The sequence below is a fragment of the Embleya sp. NPDC050493 genome (assembly GCF_044458105.1).
In the GTDB taxonomy this organism is placed as follows: domain Bacteria; phylum Actinomycetota; class Actinomycetes; order Streptomycetales; family Streptomycetaceae; genus Embleya.
Window position 1 is genome coordinate 415,398 of the sequence record NZ_JBITHP010000004.1, and the last position, 26,043, is coordinate 441,440.

The window sequence follows — 26,043 nt, forward strand, 5'->3', positions numbered from 1 at the left end:
GCACCCGGGCGGAACGCGGCCGTCACGTCCGAGGTGGGCCGCCGTCCGGCCCGGAGCGGACCGGCCGACGCGCCCCGGAAGGAGCGGTCGACGCGTTCGCGGCGCCCGCCCCACGGACCCGGGCCGGGGCCCGAGGACACGCCTCGGGCCCCGGTCGACCGACTCAACTCCGGCGGGCCACCGCGATCGTGGTCAGGGCGATGCCCGCATCGACCTGCCAGCGTCCGGCGAACCCGTCCAGCGGGCGGTCCTCGATCAACAATCGGGCGGCGAAGGTGCCGGCCACCGGGTCGAACTCGATCTCCGCCTCGGCGAAGTCCAACCAGCGCTCGGTGAGCGGGAACCACGCCTTGTAGACGGACTCCTTGGCGCTGAACAACAGCCGGTCCCAAGCGATGTCGGGCCGGCCGGCGGCCAGGTCGGCCAGGTGTTTGCGCTCGGTCTCCGACGAGACGGTCGTCAACACTCCGTCGGGCAGCGGCAACGCCGGTTCGGCGTCGATGCCCAACGTGAGCAGCGCGGCCCGGTCCGCGACGGCGGCGGCGCGATATCCGGCGCAGTGCGTCATGCTGCCGACCACGCCCGCCGGCCAGCCGGGTGCACCGCGCAACCCCGGCAGCAGCGGCGCGGCCGGCACCCCCATCCGGGCCAACGCCCGTCGCGCGCACCTGCGTACGGTGGTGAACTCGCGGCGGCGCTTGTCCACCGCCTTGGTCAGCAGCGCCTCCTCGGCCGGGAACAGTGGCGGCCCGTCCGGGTCGTCGAAGGATTCCTCGGCGAAGACCTCCGGCGGCAGTATCCGGGCGATCATCGAACCTCCGGCGTCGGCTCGGGAGATGGTCATCGGGCGCCCGCCTGCCGGCCCGAGCCGGTGGTCGCGGCGCTGTCGGTGCTCTCGGCGGGCACGATCCGGCGCGGGATCGGCCGCCGCAACCCGTTCTTGCGCTCGCGCGGATAGCCGAGCGAGACCTCCTCGAAGCGCACCCCGTCGTACCACGTGGTGCGCGGGATGTGCAGGTGGCCGTACACCACGGCGGCGGTCGGGAAGCGGCGATGCCAGTCGGCGGTCAGGTCGGTGCCGCACCACTGGACGAACTCCGGGTGCCACATCACGTCCGTGGGCTGCCGGACCAGCGGGAAATGATTGACCATCAGCAGCGGCGCGGCCGGATCGGCCGCCGCCGCGAGTCGGCCCTCGCTGTACGCCACCCGGGCCCGGCACCACTCGCCGCGGCTCGGGTAGGGGTCGGGGTGCAGCATGAACTCGTCGCTGCACACCACGCCCGCCTCGTACGCGGCGTCCAACGCCTCCTGCTGCGTGGTCGCGCCCGGCGGGCGCCAGGTGTAGTCGTAGAGCACGAACAGCGGTGCCACGGTGACCGGGCCGCCCGGCCCGTCCCAGACCGCGAACGGATCCTCGGGGGTGAGTACGCCCGACTCACGGCACATCGCGACCAGATGCCGGTAGCGCCGCTCGCCGCGCAGTTGCACGGGGTCGTCCGGGGTGGACCACAGCTCGTGGTTGCCGGGCACCCAGATCACCCGCGCGAAACGGTCGGCGAGTAACCGAAGGGTCGCCATGGTGTCGTCGACGTGTTCGGCCACGTCACCCCCGACGATGAGCCAGTCGTCGTTGGTGCGGGGCCGGATGCCGTCGACGATCGCGCGATTGGACGGGATTGCGGAATGCAGGTCGCTGACGGCGTACAACGCGCGCTCGGGCGAACGGGCAGTGCTCATCGATCGACCATAGGCGGATTCGAGGGGTTCAGGGAAGGCCGACGCGGCCGAGTGCGGTTACCGCGCAATTCCCGTGCAAGCCCGCGTAGGGGTTGGTCAGGGGTACGCGACACGCCCGCCATATGTCACCGTCGTCTGTGAGCAGATCCGGACTGCCGGTGAGCAAGGCCGGACTACCGGTGAGCATGACCCCGACCGCCAGAGAGAGGGAAGAGCCGTTGCGGTACGAGATTCTCGGCCCCGTGCGGATCGTCGACGGTGCCGAGCCGCGTACGATCGCCGCGTCCAAGCCGGAGACCCTCCTGGCCGCCCTGCTCGCGCGCCGGGGCCAGTTGTTGACGGTCGACCAGATCGTCGCCGAGATCTGGCCCGGCGCCCGACCGCAGCGAGCCAAGTCCACGGTGCACGTGTACGTGTCCCGACTGCGGGCGATGCTCGGCACCTCGGGGCCCGCGCGCAGCGGCCCGTTGGCCACGTGTGCCGGCGGCTACGTCCTGCACACGGGACCGGACCGATTGGACGCGGACGCCTTCCACGGCCTGGTCGACCGGGGGCGGGCCGGTCTGCGGGCCGGGCGCCGGCACGAGGCGGCCGAGACGTTCACGAGTGCGTTGGACCTGTGGCGTGGGCCGGCCTACGCGGGTGTCGCCCACGGCCCGATCGTGCGGGCGCACTCCGCACGCCTGGAGGCGTCCCGGCTGGAGTGCCTCGAACTGCTGGTCGAGGCCGACCTGGCGCTGGGCCGCTATCGGGAGAGCGTCGCCCGGCTGTACGCGCTGACCGCCGAGTATCCGCTGCACGAGAACTTCGCCCGGCACCTGATGGTCGCGCTGTATCACTGCGGCCGCCGCGGCGAGGCGCTCACGGTGTACCAGGACGCCCGCGCCGCGCTGCGCGAACTGCTCGGCCTGGAGCCGTCCCGGGCGCTGCGCGAAGTCCAGCACGCGGTGCTCACCGGCGTGGAACCCCTGGGCGCGCGCACCGACTCGCTGGCAGGCTGACCACGGTCGCTTCGGCGACGGCGACGGCGACTGCGACAGCGACCGCGGCGGTCGTCGCGCCGGCAGCCCTGCCACGGCAGCCACGAGCAGACCCGCCACGACCGCCCGGCGGTCACGACCACAGCAGAGACGAACAAGAAGGGCTCGTCATGACAACCGCCTCCGCCCTGTCGGACGCCTGGATCCGCCGGTTCCACCCGACGCCGCATCCGCTCCCGCGCCTGGTCGCCCTGCCGCACGCGGGAGGCTCGGCGAGCTTCTGGTTCCCGCTGTCGGCGGCGCTGAAGAACCGGGCCGAGGTGCTGGGCGTGCAGTATCCCGGCCGCCAGGATCGACGCGCCGAACCGCTGATCGACGACGTCGCCACGCTGGCGGACCGGATCACCGCAGCGCTGGATCCGTGGCTGGACGACGAGCGCCCGCTGATCCTGTTCGGCCACAGCATGGGCGCGGTCCTCGGCTTCGAGGTGGCCCGTCGGCTGCGGGTGCGGCCGGCCGCGCTGATCGCCTCCGGCCGGCGGGCCCCGGACCGGCAGCGCGACGAGAAGCTGCACCTGCTCGACGATGCGGGGCTGGCCGCCGAGCTTCGCTCGATGAGCGGGACGGACGCGAGCCTGCTGGCGAACGACGAGGTGTTGCAGATGGTGCTGCCCGCGCTGCGCGCCGACTACCGCGCGATCGAGACGTACAGGTGCACGCCCGGCGAACCGCTGGAGTGCCCGATCACCGTCCTGACCGGCGATGCCGACCCGAAGGTCACCATGGACGAGGCGATGTCCTGGCGCGACCACACCAGCGGCACGTTCGCCCTGCACACCTTCTCCGGCGGCCACTTCTATCTGACCGAACACCAGGCCGCGGTGACCGCACACATCGCCGACGCGATCGCGGCGGCGACGGGCCGCCCGCGGACCGGCTGAGCGGGCGAACCTCGCGGGCGCGGCGCCGGCTCCCCGGTGCTCGCTCGAATGGCTCCCGGTCCCCGGCGGGGCAGCGGTCCGGGAGAAGCGGGTCGGTGGGCCTCGAATCGAACGGGTGTGCTAAGTGCGCTCCGGGCTCCGCCGGCGGCCCCGGTGCGCCCCGCCGATGATCGAGGCATGGCCGGTCAGGATCAAGTTCATGCCGTGTTGCCCGAGATCGAGCCGATGCTGGCCACCTCGGCGCCGTTGCCGGGCGAGGGATACGACCTCGACTGGGGATTCGAGATCCAGTGGGACGGCGCCCGTACGGTGGTGTACTGCGCGGGCGACCGAACCGTGCGGCTGGTGTCCGGCGACGGTGCGGACGTCACTCGCACCTACCCCGAACTGGCCGGGATCGGTGAGCAGCACGGGCAGCGGCAGGCGGTCCTCGACGGCGAGATCGTGGTCCTGGACGACCGCGGGCGACCCGACGTCGAACAGCTCCGCCGGCGGATGGGCGTGGTCAATCCGCGCAAGGTGGCCCGGCTGACCATGGACGCGCCGGTGCACCTGATGCTCTTCGACGTGATGTACCTGGACGGCCGGTCGCTGCTGTCGACCCCCTACCGAGAGCGCCGGATGTCGCTGGCCGGCCTCGACCTGACCGGCCCCCGGTGGTCGACGCCCGAGTGGACCGAGGGCAACGTGCAACACGCCTGGGCGACGAGCCTGCGGAACGGGTACGAGGGCATCGTCGCCAAGCGCCTGGCCTCGGACTACCAGCCCGGACGGCATTCACCCGACTGGATCAAGGCCAAGCACATCGAGACGCACAGCGTGGTCATCGGCGGCTGGATCGAGGGCCGAGGCGAGTTGCGCGGTCTCCCGGGCAGCCTGCTCGTGGGCGTCGACGCGCCGGACGGCCTGCGCTTCGCGGGCATCGTGGAGCACGGCCTGTCCGCCGCCGAACTCGGTGAACTCGGCGAATACCTGGGTGCGCTCTCCCGCCCCGACACACCCTTCGCGGACTTCGTCGACGCCCCCGGCGCCCAATGGGTCGAACCGCGCCTGGTCGCCGAGGTCACCGTCTCCGGCTGGACCACCACCGGCCGACTGCGCAACGCCACCTGGCAACGCCTGCGCCCGGACCTGACGCGGCGCTGAAGCGGCGCGCACCGGCCCGGTCGCCTCACGGGTTCGACGGGCCGTGGAAGTAGTGACCCTCGTCGAGGTCGCCGACGAGGCCGGGGCCGGTCGGTTGCCAGTTCAGCAGTTCGCGGGTGAGCGCACTCGACGTGGGGATGTCGGTCGCGAAGAAGGCGCTCAGCCAGCCGAAGTGCCCGCGGGCCTCCTCGGGCGTGACGGCCGCCGTCGGGACGTCGAGGTGCCGACCGATCAGCTCGGCGAGGGTACGGACCGGGACACCCTCCTCGGCCACACCGTGCAGGATCGAGCCCGCCGGGGCCTGTTCCAGTGCCAGGCGGAACAGGCGCGCCGCGTCGGAGCGGTGTACCGCGGGCCAGCGGTTGGACCCGTCGCCGACATAGGCGGATACGCCCTTGTCCCGGGCGATGCCGATCAGCATCGGTACGAAGCCGCGATCACCCTCGCCGTGCACCGTCGGAGGCAACCGCAGGACGGACGAGCGCACGCCCCGGTCGGCGAACGCGAGCGCCGCCAGGCTCCCGGCGGCTCGCGGCGTCGCGTCGGCGTCCGGCATGTCCCGTTCGGTGGCCACGGGCGCCGCGACGAGTCCGAGGGTCCCACCGGTGATGACGAGGGGCCGATCGGAGCCTTCGAGCGCGGCGCCGAGCGCCTCGATCGCGCGGCGGTCGGTCGCCGCCGCCTCCGCGTGCCGGGTGAAGTCGTGGACGAACGCGAGGTGGATCACCCCGTCGGCGCCGGCCGCGCCGGCCCGCAGGCTGTCCGGGTCGTCGAGGGCACCGCGATGCACCTCGGCTCCGGAGGCGGCCAGGGCGTGGGCCGAGGCGTCCGAGCGGGCGAGCCCGACCACCCGATGGCCTGCGGCGATCAGCTCGGGAACGACGGCGGAGCCGATGAAGCCGGTTGCGCCGGTGACGAAGACACGCATGGGGAGAACTTCCGATCGGTGGTCTGTGGTCGGTGACGGACGGCCCACGGCGCGAGGTCCGCGCCGGGCACATCCGGGCCGGTGACTGGGATGTCGGTGACCGGGGGGTCGGTGGCTGGTATGCCGATGACCGGGATGTCAGTGACTGACATCATCGACCGTAGCTGATGTCAGTCACTGACATCAAGTAGGATCGCCTGCATGAGTCGATGGGAGCCGAACGCACGGGGGCGGCTCGAACAAGCGGCCCTGGAGCTCTACGGTGAGCGCGGGTTCGAACAGACCACCGTGGCGGACATCGCCCAGCGGGCGGGGCTCACCGAGCGCACGTTCTTCCGGCACTACGCCGACAAGCGCGAAGTGTTGTTCGGGGGCGCGGCCTCGCTCCAGGAGGCGCTCGTGAGCACGCTCGCCGCCGCCCCCGCGGCCGCGGCTCCGATCGACGCGGTGGCCGCGGCCCTCGGCACCGCCGCCGACCTCTTCGGCGAGCGGCACGCATTCGCCCGCCGCCGCCACCGCGTCATCGTGGCCAACGCCGACCTGCGCGAACGCGAGCTGATCAAGCTCGCCGACCTGTCCGCGGCACTCGCCGACGGGTTGCGCGCACGCGGTGTCGCGGACCCGGCCGCGAGTCTGGCCGCCGAGGCGGGAGTCGCCGTCTTCAAGGTCGCGTTCGAGCGTTGGATCGAGGAGTCCGGCGAGCGCGACGTGGCGGAAGTCATCCGGGAGTCGCTCGCCGAACTCAAGGTCGTGATGGCGGGCGGATGACCGCCCGTCCCGGGGCAGTGGCCGCAGACGGTCGATCGTCCGTCCCGGGGCCGTGACCGCACGCGGGTAATTGCCCGTCTCGGGGCCGAAATCCGCCTATGCAGGGTGATTCGGGCGCGGGACGATGAGTCTCCACATCGAGTGCCAAGGGCGACGGCTGCGGAAGGGTCGGACGTCGAACGGGCGTTCCGACTCGGGCGGTTCGACGGGTCAACGGATTCGGTCACCGATTCGGGTCACGGATTCGGGTCAACGGATTCAGGTACGACAGCGCAACGCCCGACGACGCCTCCGACGACGTCCCCACGTCCGCCGAGGAGACCATCCGTGCTCTCGCTGCCTCGCACCCTGTCCGCGACGGCCGTCGCCGTCACCGTCGTCGCCGGCACCGCAATCGTCGCGCCGACCGCCCATGCCGCGACCGCCTCGAACTACGCGGCGCTGGGCGACTCGTACAGCGCCGGTGTCGGCGCCGGCAACTACCTCCCCGACAGCGGCGCCTGCAAGCGCAGCGCCAACGCCTATCCGGTCCTGTGGAACCGGAGCCACCCGGGCACCTTCGCCTTCGCGGCCTGCTCCGGAGCCAAGACCGCCGACGTGCGCGCCGGTCAACTCTCCGTGCTGAACTCCGCGACCTCGTTGGTGACCATCAGCATCGGCGGCAACGACGCGGGTTTCGTCGACACCATCAAGACCTGCGTGCTCGCCTCCGACAACGACTGCTCCGTCGCCGTCGCCAAGGCCAAGACCTACGCCACCGAGAAACTCCCCGCCGACCTCGACGCCACCTACGCACAGATCCGCAACCGCGCGCCCAATGCCCGCCTGATCGTGCTCGGTTACCCGCGCCTGTTCGAACTCGGCTCGTGCTTCCTGGGCCTGAGCAAGTTCAAGCGCACCATCCTGGACCAGGCCGCCGACACGCTGGCCGAGGTCACCCGGCAACGCGCCGCCGCCGCGAACGCCGATTTCGCCGACGTCCGTACCCGCTTCGCCGGACACGGCGTCTGCGCTTCCAACGCCTGGATCCACGGCGTCACACTGCCCGTCGAAGAGTCCTACCACCCCACAAGCAGCGGCCAAAGCCAGGGCTACCTCCCCGAACTCCAAGCCCAGACCGGAATCCGAGTCGGCTGATCCCGCAGCCCACCCGACAGGCGCCGGCCACTCCCAAGCCGCCGCGGCCGCCCCGATCGCCAACGCGCTCGGGGACGGCCGCGCGCCCGAGGGCGGGCGGCGCACACCCGGTCGCGCACGCCACCCGCGCGCCGGCTACCGGTCACCCGGTGCGCAGTGCCACCCTGGACGGCATGAGCGACCGACCGGTGATCACGACCGCCTTCCAGGGCCGGACCATCCAGCTGCCCGGCACCCTGGCCGACATCCGCGCCGCCCTTCCCGAAGACCGGCGTGCCGCCTTCGACGACGAGATCAATCACGCGCCCCTGCGGCAGATCGCCGCCATCGCCGTCCACTGGGCATCCCCGCCCGAGCTGAACGCCCAGGTCGAGGCCGACGCTGCTCGCGTCCGAAGCGGTGACATGTCCGGCCTCACCAACGCCGACGGCACACCCTTCACGCCATGAGCGGGTACCGGGTCGCGTACACCGACCTCGCCAGGTCCGGCTACGCGGCCCTCGACGCGAACCAGCGCAGGGCCTTCGATGGTGACGTCGCAGCCATGGCCCGCGACCCCTATGCCTGGGGCGACCCCATCCGCGGAAACCGCGACCGGCGCTCCGCCGCGCTCGGCGGTGTCATCACCGAGTACGAGATCAGCGCGGGCGTCCTCACCGTGACGATGCTCAAGGTGGTCGGGATCTGATTCACCCGCTCGCCGGTTCCGCTCAGCGGGCGAACCCGCGGGCGATCACCATGCGTTGGATCTGGTTGGTGCCCTCGAAGATCTGCATGATCTTGGCTTCGCGCATGTAGCGCTCGACCGGGAACTCGCGGGTGTAGCCGCAGCCCCCGAAGACCTGGACCGCGTCCGTGGTGACCTTCATCGCCGCGTCGGTGGCGATCAGCTTGGCCACGCTGGCCTGCCGGCCGTACGGGCGGCCCAGGTCGCGGCGGCGGGCCGCGTCCAAATAGGTGGCGCGTGCGGAGTCGACGGCGGCGGCCATGTCGGCCAGCAGGAAGCCCAGGCCCTGGTGGTCGACGATTCGGCGGCCGAACGTGGTGCGTTCGTTGGCGTAGTCCACCGCCGCGTCCAATGCGGCCTGGGCCAGGCCGGTCGCACACGCCGCGATGCCCAGCCGGCCCGAGTCCAGCGCGCTCAACGCGATGGCCAGACCCTGCCCCTCGGCGCCGATCAGGCGGTCCTGCTCCAGGACCGCGCCGTCCCAGAACGCGCTGGTCGTGGGCACCGCGTTGAGGCCCATCTTCTCCTCGGGTCGACCGAACTCCAGGCCCTCGACCGCTCCCGGCGCCAGGAAGCAGGAGATGCCCCGACTGCCCTCGCCGGTCCGGGCGAACAGGGCGTAGAAGTCCGCCTTGCCGCCGTGCGTGATCCAGGCCTTGGTGCCGTTGATCCGGTAGCCGTCGGCGACCGGGCGCGCCTTGCAGATGATCGCCGCCGCGTCGGAGCCCGCGTGCGGTTCGGACAGGCTGTAGCCACCGATCAGCCGACCCTCCAGCATCCGCGGCAACCACCGCTCGCGCTGGGCGGGCGAACCGTAGGTGGCCACCGGGAAGCAGGCCAGCGTGTGCACGCTGGTGGCGACCGCGACCGCAGCCCAGCGCGCGGCGAGTTCCTCCAGCACCTGGAGGTAGACCTCGTACGGCTGACCGCCGCCGCCGTCCTCCTCCGGGTACGGCAGGCCCAGCAGGCCCACCTCGCCCAGGACGCCGAACAACCCTTCCGGGTAGGACTCCTCGCGCTCGTGCCGGGCGGCCACGGGCGCGAGCTCGCGGTCGGCGACGGTACGGGTGAGATCGAGCAGGTCCTCGGCTTCCCGAGTGGGCAGGAGGCGGTCGACGGTCACGGCTGCTCCGGAGGTCGGGGAGGAGGCGGGGGAGGGGAGGAGGTGTGCGGGAGAAAGGCGGGCCGGCCCGGGTCGCCCGGGCCGGCCTCGGCGAACGGGCGGGTCAACCCGCCGTGACGAGCTCGGTGCCCGAGGTGCCCGAGGTGCCCGAAGCGTCCGAGTCGTCCGAGGTGCCCGCGACGGCCGCGGGTGCGGTCAGCGCGGCCAGCGCGGTCCGTACCGCCGTGCGGTATTCGGCGACCCGGGCGAGCTTGATCTCCTCGTAGCCGCGGATCGTCTCCGGGAGCGCCACCAGCTCGACCACCGCGTCGACGTTGGCCGAGGACAGCTCGCGCAGCGCCGTGCGGACCAGATCCCGGTACTGCGGCACCAGTTCGCGCTCCACCCGACGCACCTCGGCGTAGCCGAACAGGTCCCAGCGGGTCCCGCGCAGCCCGCGCGCCGCGCGCAGCGCCCGGAAGGCCGGACCTGCCGTGCGGCGCAGCCGGATCTTGCGGTTCATCCCCAGGTAGCGCAGCACCGGCGGGTGCAGCAGCACCGAGACCGCCGCGTCCGGACCGAACTCGGCGTCCCGCCGGGCCTGTTCCACCGGGTCCAGGTGCAGGCGGGCCACCTCGTACTCGTCCTTGTACGCCATCAGGTGGTGCAGCGCCTTCGCGTAGGCCACCGCGACCCGCTCACCCGCGGCCGCGCCCGCCCGCTCGACGGCCAGGGTCCGGATCGTGCGCACGTCGTCGGCGTACCGGCGGGCGTAGGTCGCGTCCTGGTAGCCCGTCAGGTCGGCGATCCGCGTGCCCAGCACCTCACGCAGCTCCGCGTCGCCGCCCGAGCCGTCGGCCAGCGCGACCGAGGCCGCGTCGACCTCGACCACCGCGCGCGGCGGCGCGGCGACGGCGGCGGCGAGCACCGCGGCCGGGTCCACGGCCATCGCCCGACCCCAGCGGAACGCCGCCAGGTTCTTGGCCACGGCCGCGCCGTTGAGGTTGATCGCCTGCTCGATCGCGTCCGCGCTCAGCGGCAGGCAGCCGTGCTGGAACGCGGCGCCGATCAGGATCATGTTGGCCGGCATGTGGTCGGCGAACAGCGCCTCGGACAGGCCCAGGGCGTCCAGGTACAGGTTGTCGGCCTGCCGGGTGGCCGCGTCGATCCGCTCCAGCGTCTCGGTCGGCGAACCGGGCAGTGCGATCTGGTTGGTCACCATCGCGGCGGTCGGCACGATCGCGGTGTTGACCACGGCGATGGTGCGCTCCGGGTCGGCGGTGGCCAGGTTGCTCGCCGCCGCGGTGCCGAGCAGGTCGAAGCCGATCAGCACGTCCGCGCCGGCCCGCGAGGCGCGCAGCGCGCCGTCGATCGGTCGGTTCGAGATGCGCAGGTCGGACACCACCGGGCCGCCCTTCTGGGCCAGACCGGTCTGCTCCAGGCCGGCCGCGTGCAGCCCGTCCAGGTGCGCGGCCATCTGCAGGATCGAGGACACCGTCACCACACCGGTGCCGCCGATGCCGGGCATCCGCACCAGCAGGTCGGTGTCGGCGAACCGGGGCTGCGGCAGGGCCGGTTCGAGTGGCAGGTCCGGTATCTGCCGGGCCTTGCGGGTACCCGGCTCGACCAGCAGGAAGGACGGGCAGTCACCCTTGAGGCAGCTGAAGTCCGAGTTGCACGAGCCCTGGTGGATGTGCGTCTTGCGGCCGAACTCGGTGTCCACGGGCTGCACCGACAGGCACGTGGACTTGTCGCCGCAGTCTCCGCAGCCCTCGCACACCCGCTCGTTGATCACCACCTTCTCGGCCGGCGTCGGCAACTGCCCACGCTTGCGCAGTCGGCGCTCCTCGGCCGCGCAGCGGTCGTCGTGGATCAACACGGTGACCCCGTCGAGCGCGGCCAACTCGACCTCGGCCGTCGAGAGTTCGTCGCGGTGCCGGACACTGGCGATCGGATCGAGCCGAACTCCGCGGTAGCTGCGCGGGTCGTCGGTGGTGACCACCACCCGGCGCACCCCCTCGACCGCGAGCAAGCGGGTCAACGCCGGTACGTCCAGGCGGCCTTCGGCCTTCTGACCACCCGTCATCGCGACCGCGTCGTTGTACAGCAGCTTGTAGGTCATCTTGGCGCCGGCCGCGACGGCGGCCCGGATCGCCAGCGAGCCCGAGTGGTGGAAGGTGCCGTCGCCGAGGTTCTGCACGAAGTGCTTGTCGTCGGTGAACGGCATCAGGCCGATCCACTGCGCGCCCTCGCCGCCCATCTGGGTCAGCCCGAGCTGGTGCCCTCGGCCCTTGCCGTCCAGCGCGATCATCACGTGGCAGCCGATGCCGACGCCGACCAGGGTGTCGTCCGCGGTGCGGGTGGACGCGTTGTGCGGACAGCCGGAACAGAAGTACGGGGTCCGCGAGGCCAGCATCGGCAGCGCGATTCGCGACGGGCGCTTGGGCGCGAGCGTGGCCAGGTACGCGGTCGCGGACGCCGGCAGGTTGTCCGCGCCGATCCGGGCGGCGACGGCGCGGGCCACGTCGTCCGCGCCGAGCGTGCCGCGCGCGGTGAGCAGCGGGCGGCCGGTGTCGTCCCGGCGACCGACGATGCGCGGCGCGTCGGGACGGCGGTACAGCGCCTCCTTGAGGCGGGCCTCCAGGAACGGCACCTTGTCCTCGACCACCAGGACCTCGTCCAGACCGGCGGTGAGCTCGGCCAGTTCGGCGTCGTCCAGCGGGAACGGCATGCCGATGCGGATCAGCCGCACGCCGAGCGCGTCGTCCGCGTCCAGGCCGAGGTCGGCGAGTGCGCGGCGGACCACCGAGAACGACACGCCCGCGGCGAGGATGCCCAGACGGGCGTTCGGGGCGTCGCGCACGATCCGGTTCAGGCGGTGCTCAATGGCATATGCGCGGGCCAGGTCGAGTCGACGGGTGATCAGGTCGTGCTCGGCGTCGAGCGCGGCCGGACCGACCATCGTGGGCAGCGTGCCGCGCTTGGTCGCCGCCGGGACCGGGATGTCCCTGCCCCACTCGGACACGTCCACCGTGGCCGACGCGTCGGCGATGTCGGCGACGATCTTCAGGCCGGTCCACAGGCCGCAGGCGCGGGACATGGCGACCGCGTGCAGGCCGAACTCGACGATCTCGCCGACCGTTCCCGGCGCGAGCAGCGGCATCGACAGGCTTTCCATCATCGGCTCGCACGAGCTGGGCACCGTCGAGGACTTGCTGCCCGGGTCGTCGCCGATCCACGCGACCGCGCCGCCGAGCGGGGCGGTGCCGGCCATCGTCGCGTGCCGGATGGCGTCCGCGGCCCGGTCCAGGCCCGGGTTCTTGCCGTACCAGAAGCCGGTCACCCCGGCGTGCCGGGCGCCCGGGGTCTGGTCCACCAGCTGGGTTCCGGCGACGGCGGTCGCGGCCAGCTCCTCGTTCAGGCCCGCCTGGAACACCACGCCGGCCGGGTCCAGGAAACGCTTGGCGCGGCCCATCTCCAGGTCCACACCACCCAGCGGCGAACCCTGGTACCCGCTGACGAAGACCCGCGTGTCCAGGCCGCGCGCGGTGTCCAGCCGGCGCTGCTCCAGGGTCAGCCGGATCAGCGCCTGCACACCCGAGATCAGCACCCGGCCCTGCTCGGCGGTGTACTTGTCGTCCAGGGACACCGAGGCCGCGGCGGGCGCCGCGGGGGACGGCGATTCGGGGGCCGGAAGCGAAGGCGAAGCCTGATCTGTGCGCACGAAAGCCTCCGTCGAAACCGGGTGGGGTGGGGTGGGGTGCGGTAAGCACACCAACGGCGCCGTCCGGACGCAAGTACCTTGCGGGATCTCGGGTGAAAGACGCAAAGATCTTGCCCCTGCGGCTGATGGGAGTGACTTAGTTTGCGCGCGAAGCAGGTTACCGACGAGTTGGGTTTCGGTGCGTCTCGTTCGACCCGGGTGCTCTCGGGGTAGCCGAGGACCCGGAACGAGTGCGCGCGGGGTGGCCGAAGACCCGGTGTGGGTGACCTCGGAGTGGCCGAGGATCCGGTGCGTCCGGCGCGCATCGCAGGCATCGTGGGTGCGGGCCGAGCGAAGGGCGGTGCGGACGGGATGGACGATCCGACGGTGCGGGAGCAGACGGTCGCGCAGGCGCGGACCCGGGCACCCGCGCAGGACGCGGAGGTACGGGAACTGCGTGCGCTCGGCGAGTTCCGCGATGTCGAGCATCTGTACGGCGGGATCTGGCCGGCCGTGCCGGGCCAGGGCCCGCCGGTGAGCGTCGAACTGCTGCGGGCCTTCGCACACGCCGGGAACTACGTCGCCGGGGCCTATCGGGACGGCCGGCTGGTCGGCGCGGCGGTCGCGTTCTTCGGCGCGCCGATCGGCGAGACGCTGCACTCGCACGTCACCGGCGCGCTGGCCGGAAGCGGCGTGGGCTTCGCCCTCAAGACGCATCAGCGGGAGTGGGCCCTCGCCCGCGGGCTGCGCCGGATCACCTGGACGTACGACCCGCTCGTGCGCCGCAACGCGCACTTCAACCTGGCCAAGCTGGGCGCGCGACCCGTGGAGTACCTGCCGAACTTCTACGGCGAGATGGTGGACACCGTCAACAGCGGCGACGCGAGCGACCGGGTTCTGGCGGTCTGGGAGCTGAACGACCCGAGGGTGGCGGCGGCCGTGCGGGGCGAGTGCATGCCGATCGTGCCGCCTGCGGACGCCGAATCGGCGCTGGCCGTGCGCGACGGCCGGCCGGTGCTCGCCGACACGGACGCCGAGGTCGTGCTCGTCGCCGTCCCGGCGGACATCGAGGCCCTGCGCCGGACCGACCCCGACGCGGCCCGATCCTGGCGAGAGGCCCTGCGCGAGGCACTGGGCGGGCTGCTCGACGGGGGCGCCACGGTCCTGGGCTTCGACCGGGAGGCGGGGTACGTGGTGTCCCGGGCGCGGGTCGGATGACATTGCCGCGAACCTTCGTCATCCGGAACGTGCGGGCCGCCGATCTCGACGCGTGCGCGGCGCTGCTCGCGCTGCACGAGGGTGGTTCCGTGGCCGCCGAACCCGCCCCGCGAGCGCGCGTCCGTGCGTGGTTCGACCGCCCGGACGGCTGTTTCCTGGTCGCCACCGAGCCCTCGGACCGGGCCGACCCGGTGGTCGGCTACGCCCGCGCGGTACACCTGGACCCGTCGCCGACGGCCCCCACCGGCTACTACCTGGCCGGAATCGTGGTCGCCCCCGACGCCCGCCGCACCGGCGCGGGCCTGCGGCTGACCCGAGCCCGCCTCGCCTGGATCGCCGAACGCGCGGATTCGGCCTGGTACTTCACCAACGCCCGCAACACCGCCTCGCTCCGCCTGCACGAATCCCTGGGCTTCCACGAGGAATCCCGCGACTTCGCCATCCCGGGTGTGTCCTTCGCCGGCGGCCGGGGCATCCTGGCTCATCTCACCCTCGACGGCTCCCCGTGTGCGATCGGGAGCCGACGGTAGCCCGCGCGTTACCCGCCGGGTGTGCGCTCCGGCGCCGGGGCGAAGGTCCAGGTGGGGTGTTGTTCGGTGAGGAGGGGGAGGTGGGCGGTCCAGTCGGCGGGCGCGAGGGGTCGGGCCTGGCGTAGGGCGATGGTCCGGGTGTGGTCGATGGAGAAGCCCCAGGAGAAGCCGGCGAGCGGGACGACGTGCGGTTCGATGGTCTCGGCCATCGGGGTCCAGGCCAGGAACGTGTGGGCGAGCCAGGTCATCGGGGCGCGGGTGTAGCGGGCCGGCGAGTCGAAGAGGGTGGGCGCGACGCCGAAGTAGCAGTACGGGGACCCGGCTTCGGCGAACAGCGGGAAGGGATCCATCTCGAACTCCGCGCCGGCGGAAGCACCGTCGGTGGAGCGGACCAGTTGCACCCAGCCGAACAGCGCGCCGTAGCCGCGGGCCGGATAGGCGATGTGCGCGGTGAGGCACGGGAAGTCGCGGGCCTCGGCGGTCTGTCCGATCGCAGCCGGGTCTTCCACGCGCTCGACGGTCACCTGGATCGAACCGATTCTGCCTTCGCGTACGAACGGGAGCCTCATCCCGTCAACCTGCCCGCACGCCGGGTGGGGGGCAAGGCCGAAAGTGGCCGGCGTGTGGCGGCGGCGCTCGGCGCGCGAGCGTGATGGTGGTCGTGGTCGTGGTCGTGGTCGTGCTCTCGGCGAGGGGAGGGAGGGGGGTGGTCTTCCGTCCGCTCAAACCATTTGGTTGAGTCCGTTGATGGTGCTTTCGAGTGCATGACTGCCTCGGATCTGCCCGAATTCGGGCAGATTCTTGCTGTCGGTGCCGGGCGGGTCCAGGATCGGGGTGTGGCCGATGGCGAACTGGTGGAGCGGATCGCGGCGACGACCGGACTGGCGCCTGCCGAGGCGGAGCGGATCGTCGAGGACGTGCTGGCCTGGTACCGCGAGCCGGTCGAGGAGTACGTCCGGCGGCGGCACCGGCATCACCGGGTCTACGGCAAGCGCAATGCCCAGATCTACCGCCTGATCGCCGCCGAACTGGGCGAACGCCTGGTCGCTCCACCGGAGTTGACCGAGCGCCAACTGCGCCGCGTCATCTACGGCTGAGCGGATCGGGCCCTCGCGGCCCGGGTGCCGTCGGCGTGGTTGGGAGGTCGGGAGGCCGGGCGAGGTGGCCGGGCCGTGCCGGTTCTAAGCCATGCCCGCCGGGCGTCCGGGAGCCGTCGGGCCGCCCGAACATGCCAACCCGCCCGAAACATCACGATCGACCGGAAACATACCGACCTGCCAGGAGCAAGGAGCGCAGCAACATGTGCGGAATCGTGGGCTACATCGGCGCGCAGCAGGCCGCCCCCATCCTGCTGGAGGGGCTGAGCCGACTGGAGTACCGGGGCTACGACTCGGCCGGCATCGCGGTGCTGGGCGGGCGAGGTGCGGCCAAGGTGTTCCGACGGGTGGGCCGCGTGCATGCGCTGGCCGCGGCCGTGCCGGCCAAGACCTCGGGGCGGGTCGGCATCGGACACACCCGCTGGGCGACCCACGGCGCGCCCTCGGAGGCCAACGCCCATCCGCACGCGTCGGCGGACGGCCGGATCCAGGTCGTGCACAACGGCATCATCGACAACGCGGCCGCGCTGCGGGCCAGGCTCACGGCCGACGGCGTCGAGTTGGCCTCGGACACCGACACCGAGGTGTTGGCGCACCTGATCGCCCGCTCGACGGAGGACACGCTCGAAGCCGCGGTGGTGGCCACGCTCGCACAGGTGACCGGTACGTACGCGATCGCCGTCGTGGACGCGGCCGATCCGGACCGGATCGTGGTGGCCCGCAACGGCTCGCCACTGGTGATCGGGGTCGGCGAGCGGGAGATGTTCGTCGCGAGCGACGTCTCGGCGCTGGTACGGCATACCAGTTCGGTCGTGCACCTGGACGACGGCGAGCTGGCCACGGTCACCGCGACCGGTTTTCGTACCTTCACCCGGGAGCACCAGGACGTCGCCAAGACGCCCACCACCGTCGACCTCACCGTCGAGGAGCTCGAACTCGCGGGCCACGAGCACTTCATGCACAAGGAGATCCACGAACAGCCGTCCTCGGTACAGCGCATGCTGGGCGGACGTCTGGACGACCGGTTCGGTTCGGCTCGGCTGGACGGGCTCCGGATGGAGCTGCGCGAGCTGCGCAGGTTTCGTCGGGTGAAGGTGCTCGGATGCGGATCCGCCTACTACGTCGGCCAGTTGGGTGCCGCGCTGATCGAGGACCTGGCCCGGGTGCCGGCCGACGCCGAACCGGCCTCGGAGTTTCGCTATCGCAATCCGGTGATCGAGCCGGACACGCTGTACGTCGCGGTCAGCCAGTCCGGCGAGACCGCCGACACGCTCTTCGCGGTGCGTGAGATCCAGCGCAAGGGCGGTCGGGTGGTCGGCCTGGTCAACGTGGTCGGCTCGTCCATCGCCCGGCAGTGCGACGGCGGCATCTACCTGCACGCGGGGCCGGAGGTCTCGGTGGCCTCGACCAAGGCGCTGACCCACATGTCGGTGGGCTTCGCGCTGCTGGCGCTGGCGCTCGGTCGGGTGCACGACCTGTCGCATGCGGACGGGGCGCGGATCCTGGCCGGCCTCCAGGCGCTGCCCGGTCAGATCGCCGAGATCCTGGCCGACGAGCAGACCGTGGCCGACGCGGGCCGGCGGCTCGCGGACGCGCACAGCCTGTTCTTCATCGGCCGGGTGCGGGGCTATCCGGTCGCGCGGGAGGCGGCACAGAAGTTCAAGGAGATCACCTACCGGCACGCCGAGGCCTACCCCACCAGCGAACTCAAGCACGGCCCGCTCGCACTGATCGACGCGGACCTGCCGACGGTGGCGATCATCCCGGACGACGACCTGGTCGGCCGCAACCTGGCGGCGGCACACGAGATCCGCGCGCGCGGCGGTCGGCTGACCGTGATCACCCACAAGGGCGTGGACCTGGGCAACCTCGAAGCCGACCGCATCGACGTCCCGCGCAACGAACCCGAACTCGACCCGATCCTCCTCACCATCCCCACCCAACTCCTCGCCTACCACGCGGCCCGCGCCCTGGGTGAGGACATCGACCGACCCCGAAACCTCGCCAAGTCGGTGACGGTCGAGTAGCCCGAACGCGGGCCCCCGAAGCCGCGTCGAGCCCGCCTTCGGAACAACCGGAGGCGGGCTCGCCCCACGCCCGCCGCACAACTCCCGGCACGGAATCGCCGGCACACCTCGGGCGACTTGCCCCTCGAGACACCCCACGCACGCCCCAGGCACACAGCACCACGCACGGCGTCCCGTGCTGCGCCGTGCCGCACATCGCGTCCCGTGTCGCGCCGCCGCACACCGCGTCCTACGCCGTGCCGCGCACGGCCTCCCGTGCTGCGTCGTACCGCGCATCGCGTCCCGTGTCGCGCCGCCGCACACCGCGTCCTACGCCGTGCCGCGCACGGCCTCCCGTGCTGCGTCGTACCGCGCATCGCGTCCCGTGTCGCGCCGCCGCACACCGCGTCCTACGCCGTGCCGCGCACCGCGTCCTGTGCCGTGCCGACGCCACGCCACGCCACATGCCGTGCCCAACACCACGCGCCCCAGCCCACCCCGCTTGGCGCCACCTCTCGTCTCGCACCCCCGTTGCACGCCTCGCCCCATGCCGGCCCGCCCCGCCTCACGCCGCACCTCCGTGCCACGTCGCGCCGCTCCCCGCTCGGCTCCGAGGGGCTCCGCGCACCGCTCCGCCCCCGCACCACACCCGCGCCGCACCGCTCCGCCCCCCGGGCCGCACGCCGCGCTCCGCACTGGTGCACCCCGTGCCCTGCCCCGGTCCGCTTTGCTTCGCGCCGACCCCTGCCCTGCCCCCGGGCCACGCCGCACCCGCACCCGCGCTCCGCGCCGCTCCGCCCTCGCCCCTCGCCCCGAGGCACCTTCTTTGCGCCCACCCCTCACCCGCCCCCGTGCCGCACACCCGTACCGCACCCGCGCCGCGCCGCGCACCGCACCCGCCTCGGTCGCCCGCCCCGCGAGGTGACCGTGTAGTGATTTGCGTGGATTGAGAGTGTCCCGGGCATGCGTCCTGGGCTGTTGCCCGGGAATCTATCGCGTTACATTGACTGTCGTCAGGATTGGTAGATACTGGCTCCGCGACTCCCGCTGACACCAGGATGAGGTGCGCGCACATGGAGCTGTTTCCTTCTGCTCACGTCGACACGTTCAGTCGTGATCGACTGCCACCGGCCGAGTTGTGGCCCGAACTGCGTTTCGAACTACCGGAATTGCGTTACCCGACCCGGCTCAACTGTGCTCGGGTCCTGTTGGACGACACCGTGGAACGGCTCGGGCCCGACCGGCGGTGTCTGGTCACGCTCGACGACCAGTGGACCTACGGTGACCTGCTGCTTCGGGCCAATCAGGTGGCCCGGGTGCTGACCGAGGACCTCGGGGTGGTGCCGGGCAACCGGGTGCTGCTGCGAGGGCCGAACAATCCGTGGCTGGTCGCCTGCTGGTTCGGTGTGCTCAAGGCGGGTGGCGTCGTGGTCACCACGATGCCGCTGCTCCGGGCGCACGAGCTGACCACGTTGTGCGAGATCAGCGCGCCCACGGTCGCGCTGTGCGACCACCGGTTCCTGGACGAATTGGCGTCGGCCCACGTGCCCGGGCTGACCACCCTCGCCTACGGCGGCGCCGAGCCGACCGACCTGACCAGCCGCTGTGCGGACAAGAGCGGTGAGTTCGAGGCGGTGGACACCTCGTGCGACGACGTCGCGCTGATCGCGTTCACCTCCGGGACCACCGGTCGGCCCAAGGCCACCATGCACTTCCATCGCGACGTGCTGGCCAACTCCGACACCTTCGCCCGGCACATCCTCAAGCCCACTCCGGACGACCTGTTCGCGGGCACCCCGCCGCTCGGGTTCACCTTCGGCCTCGGCGGCCTGGTGGTTTTCCCGCTGCACGTGGGCGCGGCCAGCCTGCTGCTCGAACACGCCACGCCCGAGCGGCTGGCCCGGATCATCGCCGAGTACGGCGTCACCGTGCTGTTCACCGCGCCCACCGCCTACCGGGCGATCATGGGCGCCGGCCTGGCCGACCTGCTCAAGGGCGTCCGGCGGTGTGTGTCGGCGGGTGAGTCGTTGCCCGCGGAGACCTGGCACGACCTGCACGCGGCGACCGGGATCGAGCTGATCGACGGCATCGGCGCGACCGAGTTGTTGCACGTCTTCGTCTCCGCCGCGGACCAGGACATCCGCCCCGGCGCGACCGGCCGCGCGGTACCCGGCTTCGAGGCCGTGGTGCTCGACGCGGACGGCCGACAGGTGCCGGACGGCACGCCCGGGCAGCTCGCGGTCAAGGGTCCCACCGGTTGCCGCTACCTCGACGACCCGCGGCAGACCAGCTATGTGCGGGACGGCTGGAACATCACCGGCGACACCTACATCCGCGACGCCGACGGCTACCTCTGGTACCAGGCCCGCAGCGACGACATGATCGTCTCGTCCGGTTACAACATCGCCGGCCCCGAGGTGGAACTCGCCCTGGCCGCACACCCGGACGTCGCCGAATGCGGCGTGGTCGGCGCGCCCGACCCCAGACGCGGTCTGATCGTCAAGGCGTATGTGGTGCTGCGCGAGGGGGTGGCCGCCGACGCGGAGACCGCCACCCGCATCCAGAGCTTCGTCAAGCAGGCCATCGCGCCGTACAAGTACCCGCGCGCCGTCGAGTTCGTCGCCGCCCTCCCGCGCACCGGCAACGGCAAGCTGCGGCGCGGCGAACTGCGCGCCTGGGCCCAGACCGGCGCACCGCCGGCGCCGGCCGGCCCGATACCCCCGGCCGCGGCCGCGAACTCCCTTGCCCCGGAAGCCTCGTGAAAGGCAACGAGATGCAGGACGCCCGCCCGACCGAGACCGACCGACCCGACCGACCCGACCAACCCGACCCGGCCGACCCGGTCGAGGACTCGGCCGACGCGGCGACGCTGCCGTCCGTGCTGATCGAGCGCCGGGTCGAATGGGTGGACACCGACGCCGCCGGCCACTACCACCACTCGGCCGTACAGCGCTGGGTGGAGGCGGCCGAGGCGGTCCTGCTGCGCCGACTGGGCGTGGCCGACCTGTTCGGCCGGATCCCGCGGGTGCACTACGAGGTGGACTACCGCGAGCGCTTGTGGTTCGGCGAATCCGCGCACACCGCGCTGCGGGTGGTGCGGGTGGGCGCCAGTTCGCTGCACTACGAGTTCGAGGTGCGTGGCACCCAGGGCGTGGCCGCGACCGGCCGCCTGTCCGTCGTGCACTGCCCGCCGGACGCGAAGGGCGCCCTGCCCTGGCCCGACGACATCCGGGCCGCGCTGTCCCGGGGCGGCCCGCAACGGCCGGAGTCGTACGCCTGACCGCACACCGGCACGAGGGCTCGAACGCCGCAACCACGAGCCCTCGACCCGGACCGGATATCGCGCCCTGTTGACGACCGTGGAATTTATTACATACGCTCGGGTAGGCCCGGAACATTGGAGGACGCTGTGCGCATCGCAGTCATCGGTGGCGGGCCGGGTGGGTTGTACTTCGCCGCCCTCGCCAAGCAGCTCTCGCCGGCGGCGGAGATCACCCTGTGGGAGCGCAACTCTCCGGACGACGTGTTCGGCTTCGGCGTGGTCTTCTCCGACGAGACCCTGGACGGCATCGCCCAGGCCGACCCGCAGATCTTCGCCGCGATGTCCGAGGGGTTCGCCCGCTGGACCGACATCGACATCCGCTACGGCGGCAGCACCCTCACCTCCGGCGGGCACGGATTCGCCGCGCTGGGCCGGGAGCGGCTCCTGCGCATCCTCCAGGAGCGGTGCGCCGCGCTGGGCGTGGACCTGCGCTACCGCACCGAGGCCCCGGACGTGACCGAACTCGCGCGCACCCACGACCTGGTGGTCGCCTCGGACGGAGTGCGCTCCACGGTGCGCGAGCGCTACGCCGACACGTTCCGGCCGAGCCTGGACGAACGCGGCTGCCGCTACATGTGGCTGGGTACCGACAAGGTCTTCGACGCGTTCACCTTCATCGTGGACAAGCACGACTTCGGCGTGGTGCAGGTGCACGCCTACCCGTTCGACGACCGGCGCAGCACCTTCATCGTCGAACTGGCCGAGGACGCCTGGCGGCGCGGCGGATTCGCCGAGTTCGCCGGCCGCGACCTGCCGCGCGGCGCCAGTGACGACGCGGGCATCGCGCGCTGCGAGGCGCTGCTGGCCGAACACCTGGACGGCCACCGGCTGATCCCGAACAACTCGCGCTGGATCAGGTTCAGCACGGTGCGCAACGCCACCTGGCATCACGAGAACGTGGTGCTGCTCGGCGACGCCGCGCACACCGCGCACTTCTCCATCGGTTCGGGCACCAAGCTGGCGATGGAGGACGCACTGGCGCTGGCCGCGTGCCTGAACGAGCACGCCGGCATCCCGGCCGCGCTCACCGCCTACGAGGCCGAACGCAAGCCGGTGGTGGGCTCCACGCAGCGCGCCGCGCAGGCCAGCCTGGAGTGGTTCGAGAACATCGACCGCGCGGTGGGCCAGGCACCCGAGCAGTTCGCCTTCAACCTGCTCACCCGCAGCCGCCGGGTCACCCACGCCAACCTGCTCGAACGCGACCCCGAGTTCGTCGCCCGAGTGGACGCGGCGTTCACCGCCGGCCGGCCGGACCGGGTGGACGCGGCGCCGATGTTCCAGCCCTTCCGGCTGGGTTCGGTCCGGCTGCGCAACCGGGTGGTGGTGCCGCCGATGGCCACATATGCCGCCCGCGACGGACTCCCGGGCCCGTTCGAGTCCGCGCACCTGGGCGCGCTCGCGCTCGGCGGCGCGAGCCTGGTCTTCGCGGGCATGACGGCCGTACTGCCCAACGGCCGGGCCACCGAGGCCTGCCCGGGGCTGTGGTCGGACGCGCACGAGGCGGCGTGGCGCGAGGTGGTTACCCGGGTCAAGGAACAGGCGCCGGACGGACCGCTGTTGGGCATCCAGCTCAGCCACGCCGGGCGCCGCGCGGCGACCACCGTGCCGGACGCCGGCGGTCGGAGTGTGCCGCTGGGCCCGAACGGGTGGCCGACGGTGGCCGCGTCGGCGGTTCCCTGGGACGAGAACAGCGACTTCCGGCCGCGCGAGGCGGACCGGACGGACCTGGACGCGATCACCGCGGCGTTCGCCGCCGCCGCCGCGCGGGCCGACCGGGCCGGCTTCGACGCGCTCGAACTCCAGTACGGCCACGGCCATCTGCTGTCCGGCTTCCTGTCCCCGCTGACCAACCTGCGCGAGGACGAATACGGCGGCTCGCTCGCCGGGCGGCTGCGCTTCCCGATCGAGGTGCTGTCCGCGGTGCGGGCGGTGTGGCCGACGAACAAGCCGCTGGTGGTACGGATCTCGGCGAGCGACTGGGCCGAGGGCGGCACCACCGAGGACGACGCGGTCGCGATCGCCCGGGCGTTGGCGGCGGCCGGTGCGGACGCGATAGACGTGTCCTCCGGCGAGGTGGTGCCGCGGGAGCGGCCCGCCTACGGCCGCGGCTACCAGACCCCGTTCGCCGACCTGATCCGCAACGCAACCGGCGTGCCGACCATCGCGGTCGGTGCGATCTCCACCTACGACGACGTCAACTCGATCCTGCTGGCGGGCCGCGCCGACCTGTGCGCGGTGGGCCGTGCCCACCTGTACGACCCGATGTGGACGCTGCACGCCGCCGCCGAACAGGGCTACTCCGGGCCCGGCGCGCCCTGGCCGAGCGCATGGCGTCCGGGCAGCCGCAAGCCGCCCGGCGCGGGCAGCGACCGGGTGCCGCCGCGGCTGCACCTGCTGCGCGAGAGCGTCGAAGCGGTGCCGCGGCGCTGGCGGCCGGAGCACCATTCCCCGTTGGTGGCCGCACCCGGCCGGCGCTGACCCGGACCACGAGGAGCCCGACATGGACAATCCCACCCCGCCGATCGTGCTGACCGGCGAACAGCGCGACAACCCGCCCAGGTTCAAGGCCGCGGCCGTGCAGGCCGCGCCGGTCTACCTGGACGCGGCCGCCACCGTGGCCAAGGCGGTCGACCTCATTCGCGAGGCCGCCGCCAACGGCGCCGAGCTGATCGTCTTCCCCGAGGTGTTCGTGCCCGGGTATCCGTACTGGAACTGGACGATGAATCCGGTCCAGGGCTCGCCCTGGTTCGAACGCCTGTACCGCTCCTCGGTCGACGTGCCCGGCCCGCACGTGGAAGCGCTGCGCGCCGCCGCCCGGGCGGCCGGCGCCGTGGTGGTGATCGGCGTCAACGAGCGCGGCCCGCACAGCATGGGCGTGCTCTACAACACCATGCTGACCATCGACGCGGACGGCGAACTGATCGGCGTCCACCGCAAGCTGGTGCCCACCTGGGCGGAGAAGCTGACCTGGACCGGCGGCGACGGCAGCTCGCTGCGCGTGCACCCGACCGGGATCGGCCCGCTCGGCGTGCTCGCCTGTGGCGAGAACACCAACACGCTGGCCCGCTTCACCCTGCTCGCCCAAGGCGAACTCGTACACGCGGCAAGCTACATCGCACTGCCGGTGGCACCCGCCGACTACGACATGGCGGACGCCATCGCGGTGCGCACCGCCGCGCACAGCTTCGAGGGCAAGGTGTTCTCCGTCGTCGCGTGCTCGACCATCTCGCCCGAGATCGTCGACGCCATCGCCGGCGACGACGCCGAGGTGCGCAAACAGCTCGGCCGCGAACGCAGCGCGCTGTCCGGCATCTTCGGTCCGGACGGCCGCCCGGTCACCGAACCGCTGATCGACGACGAGGGCATCGTCTACGCCGACATCGACCTCGCCAAGTGCATCCAGCCCAAGCAGATGCACGACATCGTCGGCCACTACAACCGCTTCGACATCTTCCGGCTGAACGTGGACAACCGGCCCCGATCGCCGATCACGTTCAGCCACGAGAACGCCCCCACGCCCGTCGCACCTGCCCCCGAGGAGGAGAAATGACCACCCAGGACGACAACATGCTCGGCCGGGCCCGCGTCACCGACACCCCGGAACTGAGCGCCTACTACGCCGAGTTGGCCGAACGTGAGGCCGGGGCGCTGTGGACCGTGGCGAACGAGATCGAGCCGTGGTACCCACAGCCCAAGTCGGTACCCACCCTGTGGCGCTACGCCGAACTGCGCCCGCTGGTGCGCAAGGCGCTCGATCTGGTCAAGGCGGACGACGCGGGCCGCCGCGTGGTGATGCTGGTCAACCCCGGGCGCCGGGACGTCAGCGCGGCGGCGGGCCTGCTCTACACCGGACTCCAGATCATGGGGCCGGGCGAGTCGATGACCGCACACCGCCACCAGGCCGCCGCACTGCGATTCGTGCTGGAGGGCACCGGCGCCTGGACCATCGTGGACGGCGAGAAGCTCAAGGTCGGTGCCCGCGATTTCGCGATCACCCCGAACGGGACCTGGCACGAGCACGGCAACGAGTCCGACGACGCGCCGGTGATCTGGCAGGACGGCCTGGACATCCCGCTGGTCAACGCGCTGGACGCGGGCTTCTACGAAGTACACCCCGATGTGTACCAGGTGCCCGGCAAGGTGGTGAACAGCTCGGTCCTCACCTACGGCGGCAACCTGGTGCCCTACGGCACGGAACGGTGGACCCGGCCGTATTCGCCGCTGCTGGCCTGGCCGTGGGAGCCCACCTACCAGGCCCTGCTCGACCTGGCGAAGGCGAGCGAGGGCTCGCCGTACGACGGCGTGATCATGGAGTACACCAACCCCGTCACCGGCGGCTCGGTGATGCCGACGATGAGCGCGCACATCCAACTCCTGCGCGCCGGACAGGCGACCAGGGCCCACCGGCACACCGGCTCGGTCGTCTACACCGCGGCCAAGGGCCACGGCGTCTCGATCGTCGGCGGGCAGCGCTTCGAATGGCACGAGGGGGACGTCTTCGCGGTCCCGGCCTGGGCCTGGCACGAACACGCCAACCTGGACGCATCCGAGGACGCGGTGCTGTTCTCGTTCAACGACTTCCCGGTGATGCGCTCGCTCGGCTTCCACCGCGAAGAGGCGTACGTCGACAACGACGGACACCAGCCGACCCCGTGATCCCCCGATCGGCGCGCCCGGGCGCCCGATCGTCGATCCAAC

At 72.2% G+C, this 26,043-nt stretch carries 22 protein-coding genes; 16 read left to right on the forward strand and 6 right to left on the reverse strand.

The window, feature by feature from the left end; genetic code table 11:
* Positions 1-163: 163 nt before the first annotated feature.
* Both ACIBM5_RS11705 and ACIBM5_RS11710 read right to left on the reverse strand, forming a co-directional pair.
* A complete protein-coding gene (locus tag ACIBM5_RS11705) occupies positions 164-844 on the reverse strand; it encodes a 4'-phosphopantetheinyl transferase (RefSeq protein WP_396006668.1) in 681 nt (226 codons plus the stop codon).
* Positions 841-1,740: a metallophosphoesterase gene (locus ACIBM5_RS11710; protein ID WP_396006669.1), complete on the reverse strand. Its 900-nt coding sequence runs from the start codon at positions 1,738-1,740 to the stop codon at positions 841-843. Before ACIBM5_RS11710 ends, ACIBM5_RS11705 begins: the two co-directional genes overlap by 4 nt.
* Before the next feature lie 218 nt (positions 1,741-1,958).
* Here ACIBM5_RS11710 and ACIBM5_RS11715 point away from each other — a divergent pair, with 218 nt between their 5' ends.
* From ACIBM5_RS11715 to ligD, 3 genes are all read left to right on the forward strand, one after another.
* Positions 1,959-2,741, forward strand: a complete 783-nt coding sequence (locus ACIBM5_RS11715; protein WP_396006670.1) for a BTAD domain-containing putative transcriptional regulator — start codon at positions 1,959-1,961, stop codon at positions 2,739-2,741.
* A gap of 149 nt (positions 2,742-2,890) precedes the next feature.
* Positions 2,891-3,661 carry a thioesterase II family protein gene (locus ACIBM5_RS11720; protein ID WP_396006671.1) on the forward strand — a complete coding sequence of 257 codons (771 nt, stop codon included), beginning with the start codon at positions 2,891-2,893 and terminating at the stop codon, positions 3,659-3,661.
* Positions 3,662-3,838: 177 nt separating this feature from the next.
* On the forward strand, positions 3,839-4,807 hold the full coding sequence (ligD, locus tag ACIBM5_RS11725) for a non-homologous end-joining DNA ligase (RefSeq protein ID WP_396006672.1): 969 nt from the start codon (positions 3,839-3,841) through the stop codon (positions 4,805-4,807).
* Between the two features lie 25 nt (positions 4,808-4,832).
* On the opposite strand, the gene ACIBM5_RS11730 is transcribed toward ligD, so the two are convergent.
* A complete protein-coding gene (locus tag ACIBM5_RS11730; protein ID WP_396006673.1) occupies positions 4,833-5,735 on the reverse strand; it encodes an SDR family oxidoreductase in 903 nt (300 codons plus the stop codon).
* A 201-nt stretch (positions 5,736-5,936) separates the two neighbouring features.
* Between ACIBM5_RS11730 and ACIBM5_RS11735 the strand changes: the two genes are divergently transcribed.
* The 4 genes from ACIBM5_RS11735 (at position 5,937) to ACIBM5_RS11750 (ending at position 8,328) form a co-directional block, all read left to right on the forward strand.
* Positions 5,937-6,503 carry a TetR family transcriptional regulator gene (locus ACIBM5_RS11735; RefSeq protein ID WP_396006674.1) on the forward strand — a complete coding sequence of 189 codons (567 nt, stop codon included), beginning with the start codon at positions 5,937-5,939 and terminating at the stop codon, positions 6,501-6,503.
* A gap of 327 nt (positions 6,504-6,830) precedes the next feature.
* A complete protein-coding gene (locus ACIBM5_RS11740; RefSeq protein ID WP_396006675.1) occupies positions 6,831-7,640 on the forward strand; it encodes an SGNH/GDSL hydrolase family protein in 810 nt (269 codons plus the stop codon).
* A gap of 173 nt (positions 7,641-7,813) precedes the next feature.
* A complete protein-coding gene (locus ACIBM5_RS11745; protein WP_391585115.1) occupies positions 7,814-8,089 on the forward strand; it encodes a hypothetical protein in 276 nt (91 codons plus the stop codon).
* Positions 8,086-8,328, forward strand: a complete 243-nt coding sequence (locus tag ACIBM5_RS11750; RefSeq protein WP_396006676.1) for a type II toxin-antitoxin system RelE/ParE family toxin — start codon at positions 8,086-8,088, stop codon at positions 8,326-8,328. The genes ACIBM5_RS11745 and ACIBM5_RS11750 overlap by 4 nt, the downstream gene beginning before the upstream one ends.
* A 22-nt stretch (positions 8,329-8,350) precedes the next feature.
* Here the strand turns inward: ACIBM5_RS11750 and ACIBM5_RS11755 are convergent, their stop codons facing one another.
* Both ACIBM5_RS11755 and ACIBM5_RS11760 read right to left on the reverse strand, forming a co-directional pair.
* Positions 8,351-9,490, reverse strand: coding sequence for an acyl-CoA dehydrogenase family protein (locus tag ACIBM5_RS11755; protein ID WP_396006677.1), 1,140 nt, complete (start codon positions 9,488-9,490; stop codon positions 8,351-8,353).
* A 103-nt stretch (positions 9,491-9,593) separates the two neighbouring features.
* Positions 9,594-13,193 carry an indolepyruvate ferredoxin oxidoreductase family protein gene (locus tag ACIBM5_RS11760; protein ID WP_396006678.1) on the reverse strand — a complete coding sequence of 1,200 codons (3,600 nt, stop codon included), beginning with the start codon at positions 13,191-13,193 and terminating at the stop codon, positions 9,594-9,596.
* Between the two features lie 258 nt (positions 13,194-13,451).
* On the opposite strand from ACIBM5_RS11760, the gene ACIBM5_RS11765 reads away from it, so the two are divergent.
* Positions 13,452-14,390 (forward strand): GNAT family N-acetyltransferase, encoded by a 939-nt coding sequence (locus ACIBM5_RS11765; RefSeq protein ID WP_396006679.1) that lies wholly within the window; start codon positions 13,452-13,454, stop codon positions 14,388-14,390.
* Positions 14,387-14,920 carry a GNAT family N-acetyltransferase gene (locus tag ACIBM5_RS11770; RefSeq protein WP_396006680.1) on the forward strand — a complete coding sequence of 178 codons (534 nt, stop codon included), beginning with the start codon at positions 14,387-14,389 and terminating at the stop codon, positions 14,918-14,920. The genes ACIBM5_RS11765 and ACIBM5_RS11770 overlap by 4 nt, the downstream gene beginning before the upstream one ends.
* Positions 14,921-14,928: 8 nt before the next feature.
* Here the strand turns inward: ACIBM5_RS11770 and ACIBM5_RS11775 are convergent, their stop codons facing one another.
* Entirely contained in the window at positions 14,929-15,489 is a 561-nt protein-coding gene (locus tag ACIBM5_RS11775) for a hypothetical protein (RefSeq protein WP_396006682.1), read from the reverse strand.
* 195 nt (positions 15,490-15,684) lie between these two features.
* Here ACIBM5_RS11775 and ACIBM5_RS11780 point away from each other — a divergent pair, with 195 nt between their 5' ends.
* The 7 genes from ACIBM5_RS11780 to ACIBM5_RS11810 all read left to right on the forward strand — a co-directional run bounded on the left by ACIBM5_RS11780 (position 15,685) and on the right by ACIBM5_RS11810 (position 26,001).
* Positions 15,685-16,017, forward strand: coding sequence for a hypothetical protein (locus ACIBM5_RS11780; RefSeq protein ID WP_396006683.1), 333 nt, complete (start codon positions 15,685-15,687; stop codon positions 16,015-16,017).
* A gap of 203 nt (positions 16,018-16,220) precedes the next feature.
* Positions 16,221-18,044 carry a glutamine--fructose-6-phosphate transaminase (isomerizing) gene (gene glmS, locus ACIBM5_RS11785; protein ID WP_396006685.1) on the forward strand — a complete coding sequence of 608 codons (1,824 nt, stop codon included), beginning with the start codon at positions 16,221-16,223 and terminating at the stop codon, positions 18,042-18,044.
* 1,052 nt (positions 18,045-19,096) lie between these two features.
* Positions 19,097-20,785, forward strand: coding sequence for an AMP-binding protein (locus ACIBM5_RS11790; protein ID WP_396006686.1), 1,689 nt, complete (start codon positions 19,097-19,099; stop codon positions 20,783-20,785).
* On the forward strand, positions 20,782-21,303 hold the full coding sequence (locus ACIBM5_RS11795) for an acyl-CoA thioesterase (protein ID WP_391585125.1): 522 nt from the start codon (positions 20,782-20,784) through the stop codon (positions 21,301-21,303). Before ACIBM5_RS11790 ends, ACIBM5_RS11795 begins: the two co-directional genes overlap by 4 nt.
* 129 nt (positions 21,304-21,432) lie before the next feature.
* On the forward strand, positions 21,433-23,823 hold the full coding sequence (locus tag ACIBM5_RS11800; RefSeq protein ID WP_396006687.1) for an FAD-dependent monooxygenase: 2,391 nt from the start codon (positions 21,433-21,435) through the stop codon (positions 23,821-23,823).
* A gap of 22 nt (positions 23,824-23,845) precedes the next feature.
* Positions 23,846-24,895, forward strand: coding sequence for a carbon-nitrogen hydrolase family protein (locus ACIBM5_RS11805; RefSeq protein WP_396006688.1), 1,050 nt, complete (start codon positions 23,846-23,848; stop codon positions 24,893-24,895).
* Entirely contained in the window at positions 24,892-26,001 is a 1,110-nt protein-coding gene (locus ACIBM5_RS11810) for a cupin domain-containing protein (RefSeq protein WP_396006689.1), read from the forward strand. Before ACIBM5_RS11805 ends, ACIBM5_RS11810 begins: the two co-directional genes overlap by 4 nt.
* The last annotated feature ends 42 nt before the right edge of the window (positions 26,002-26,043 follow it).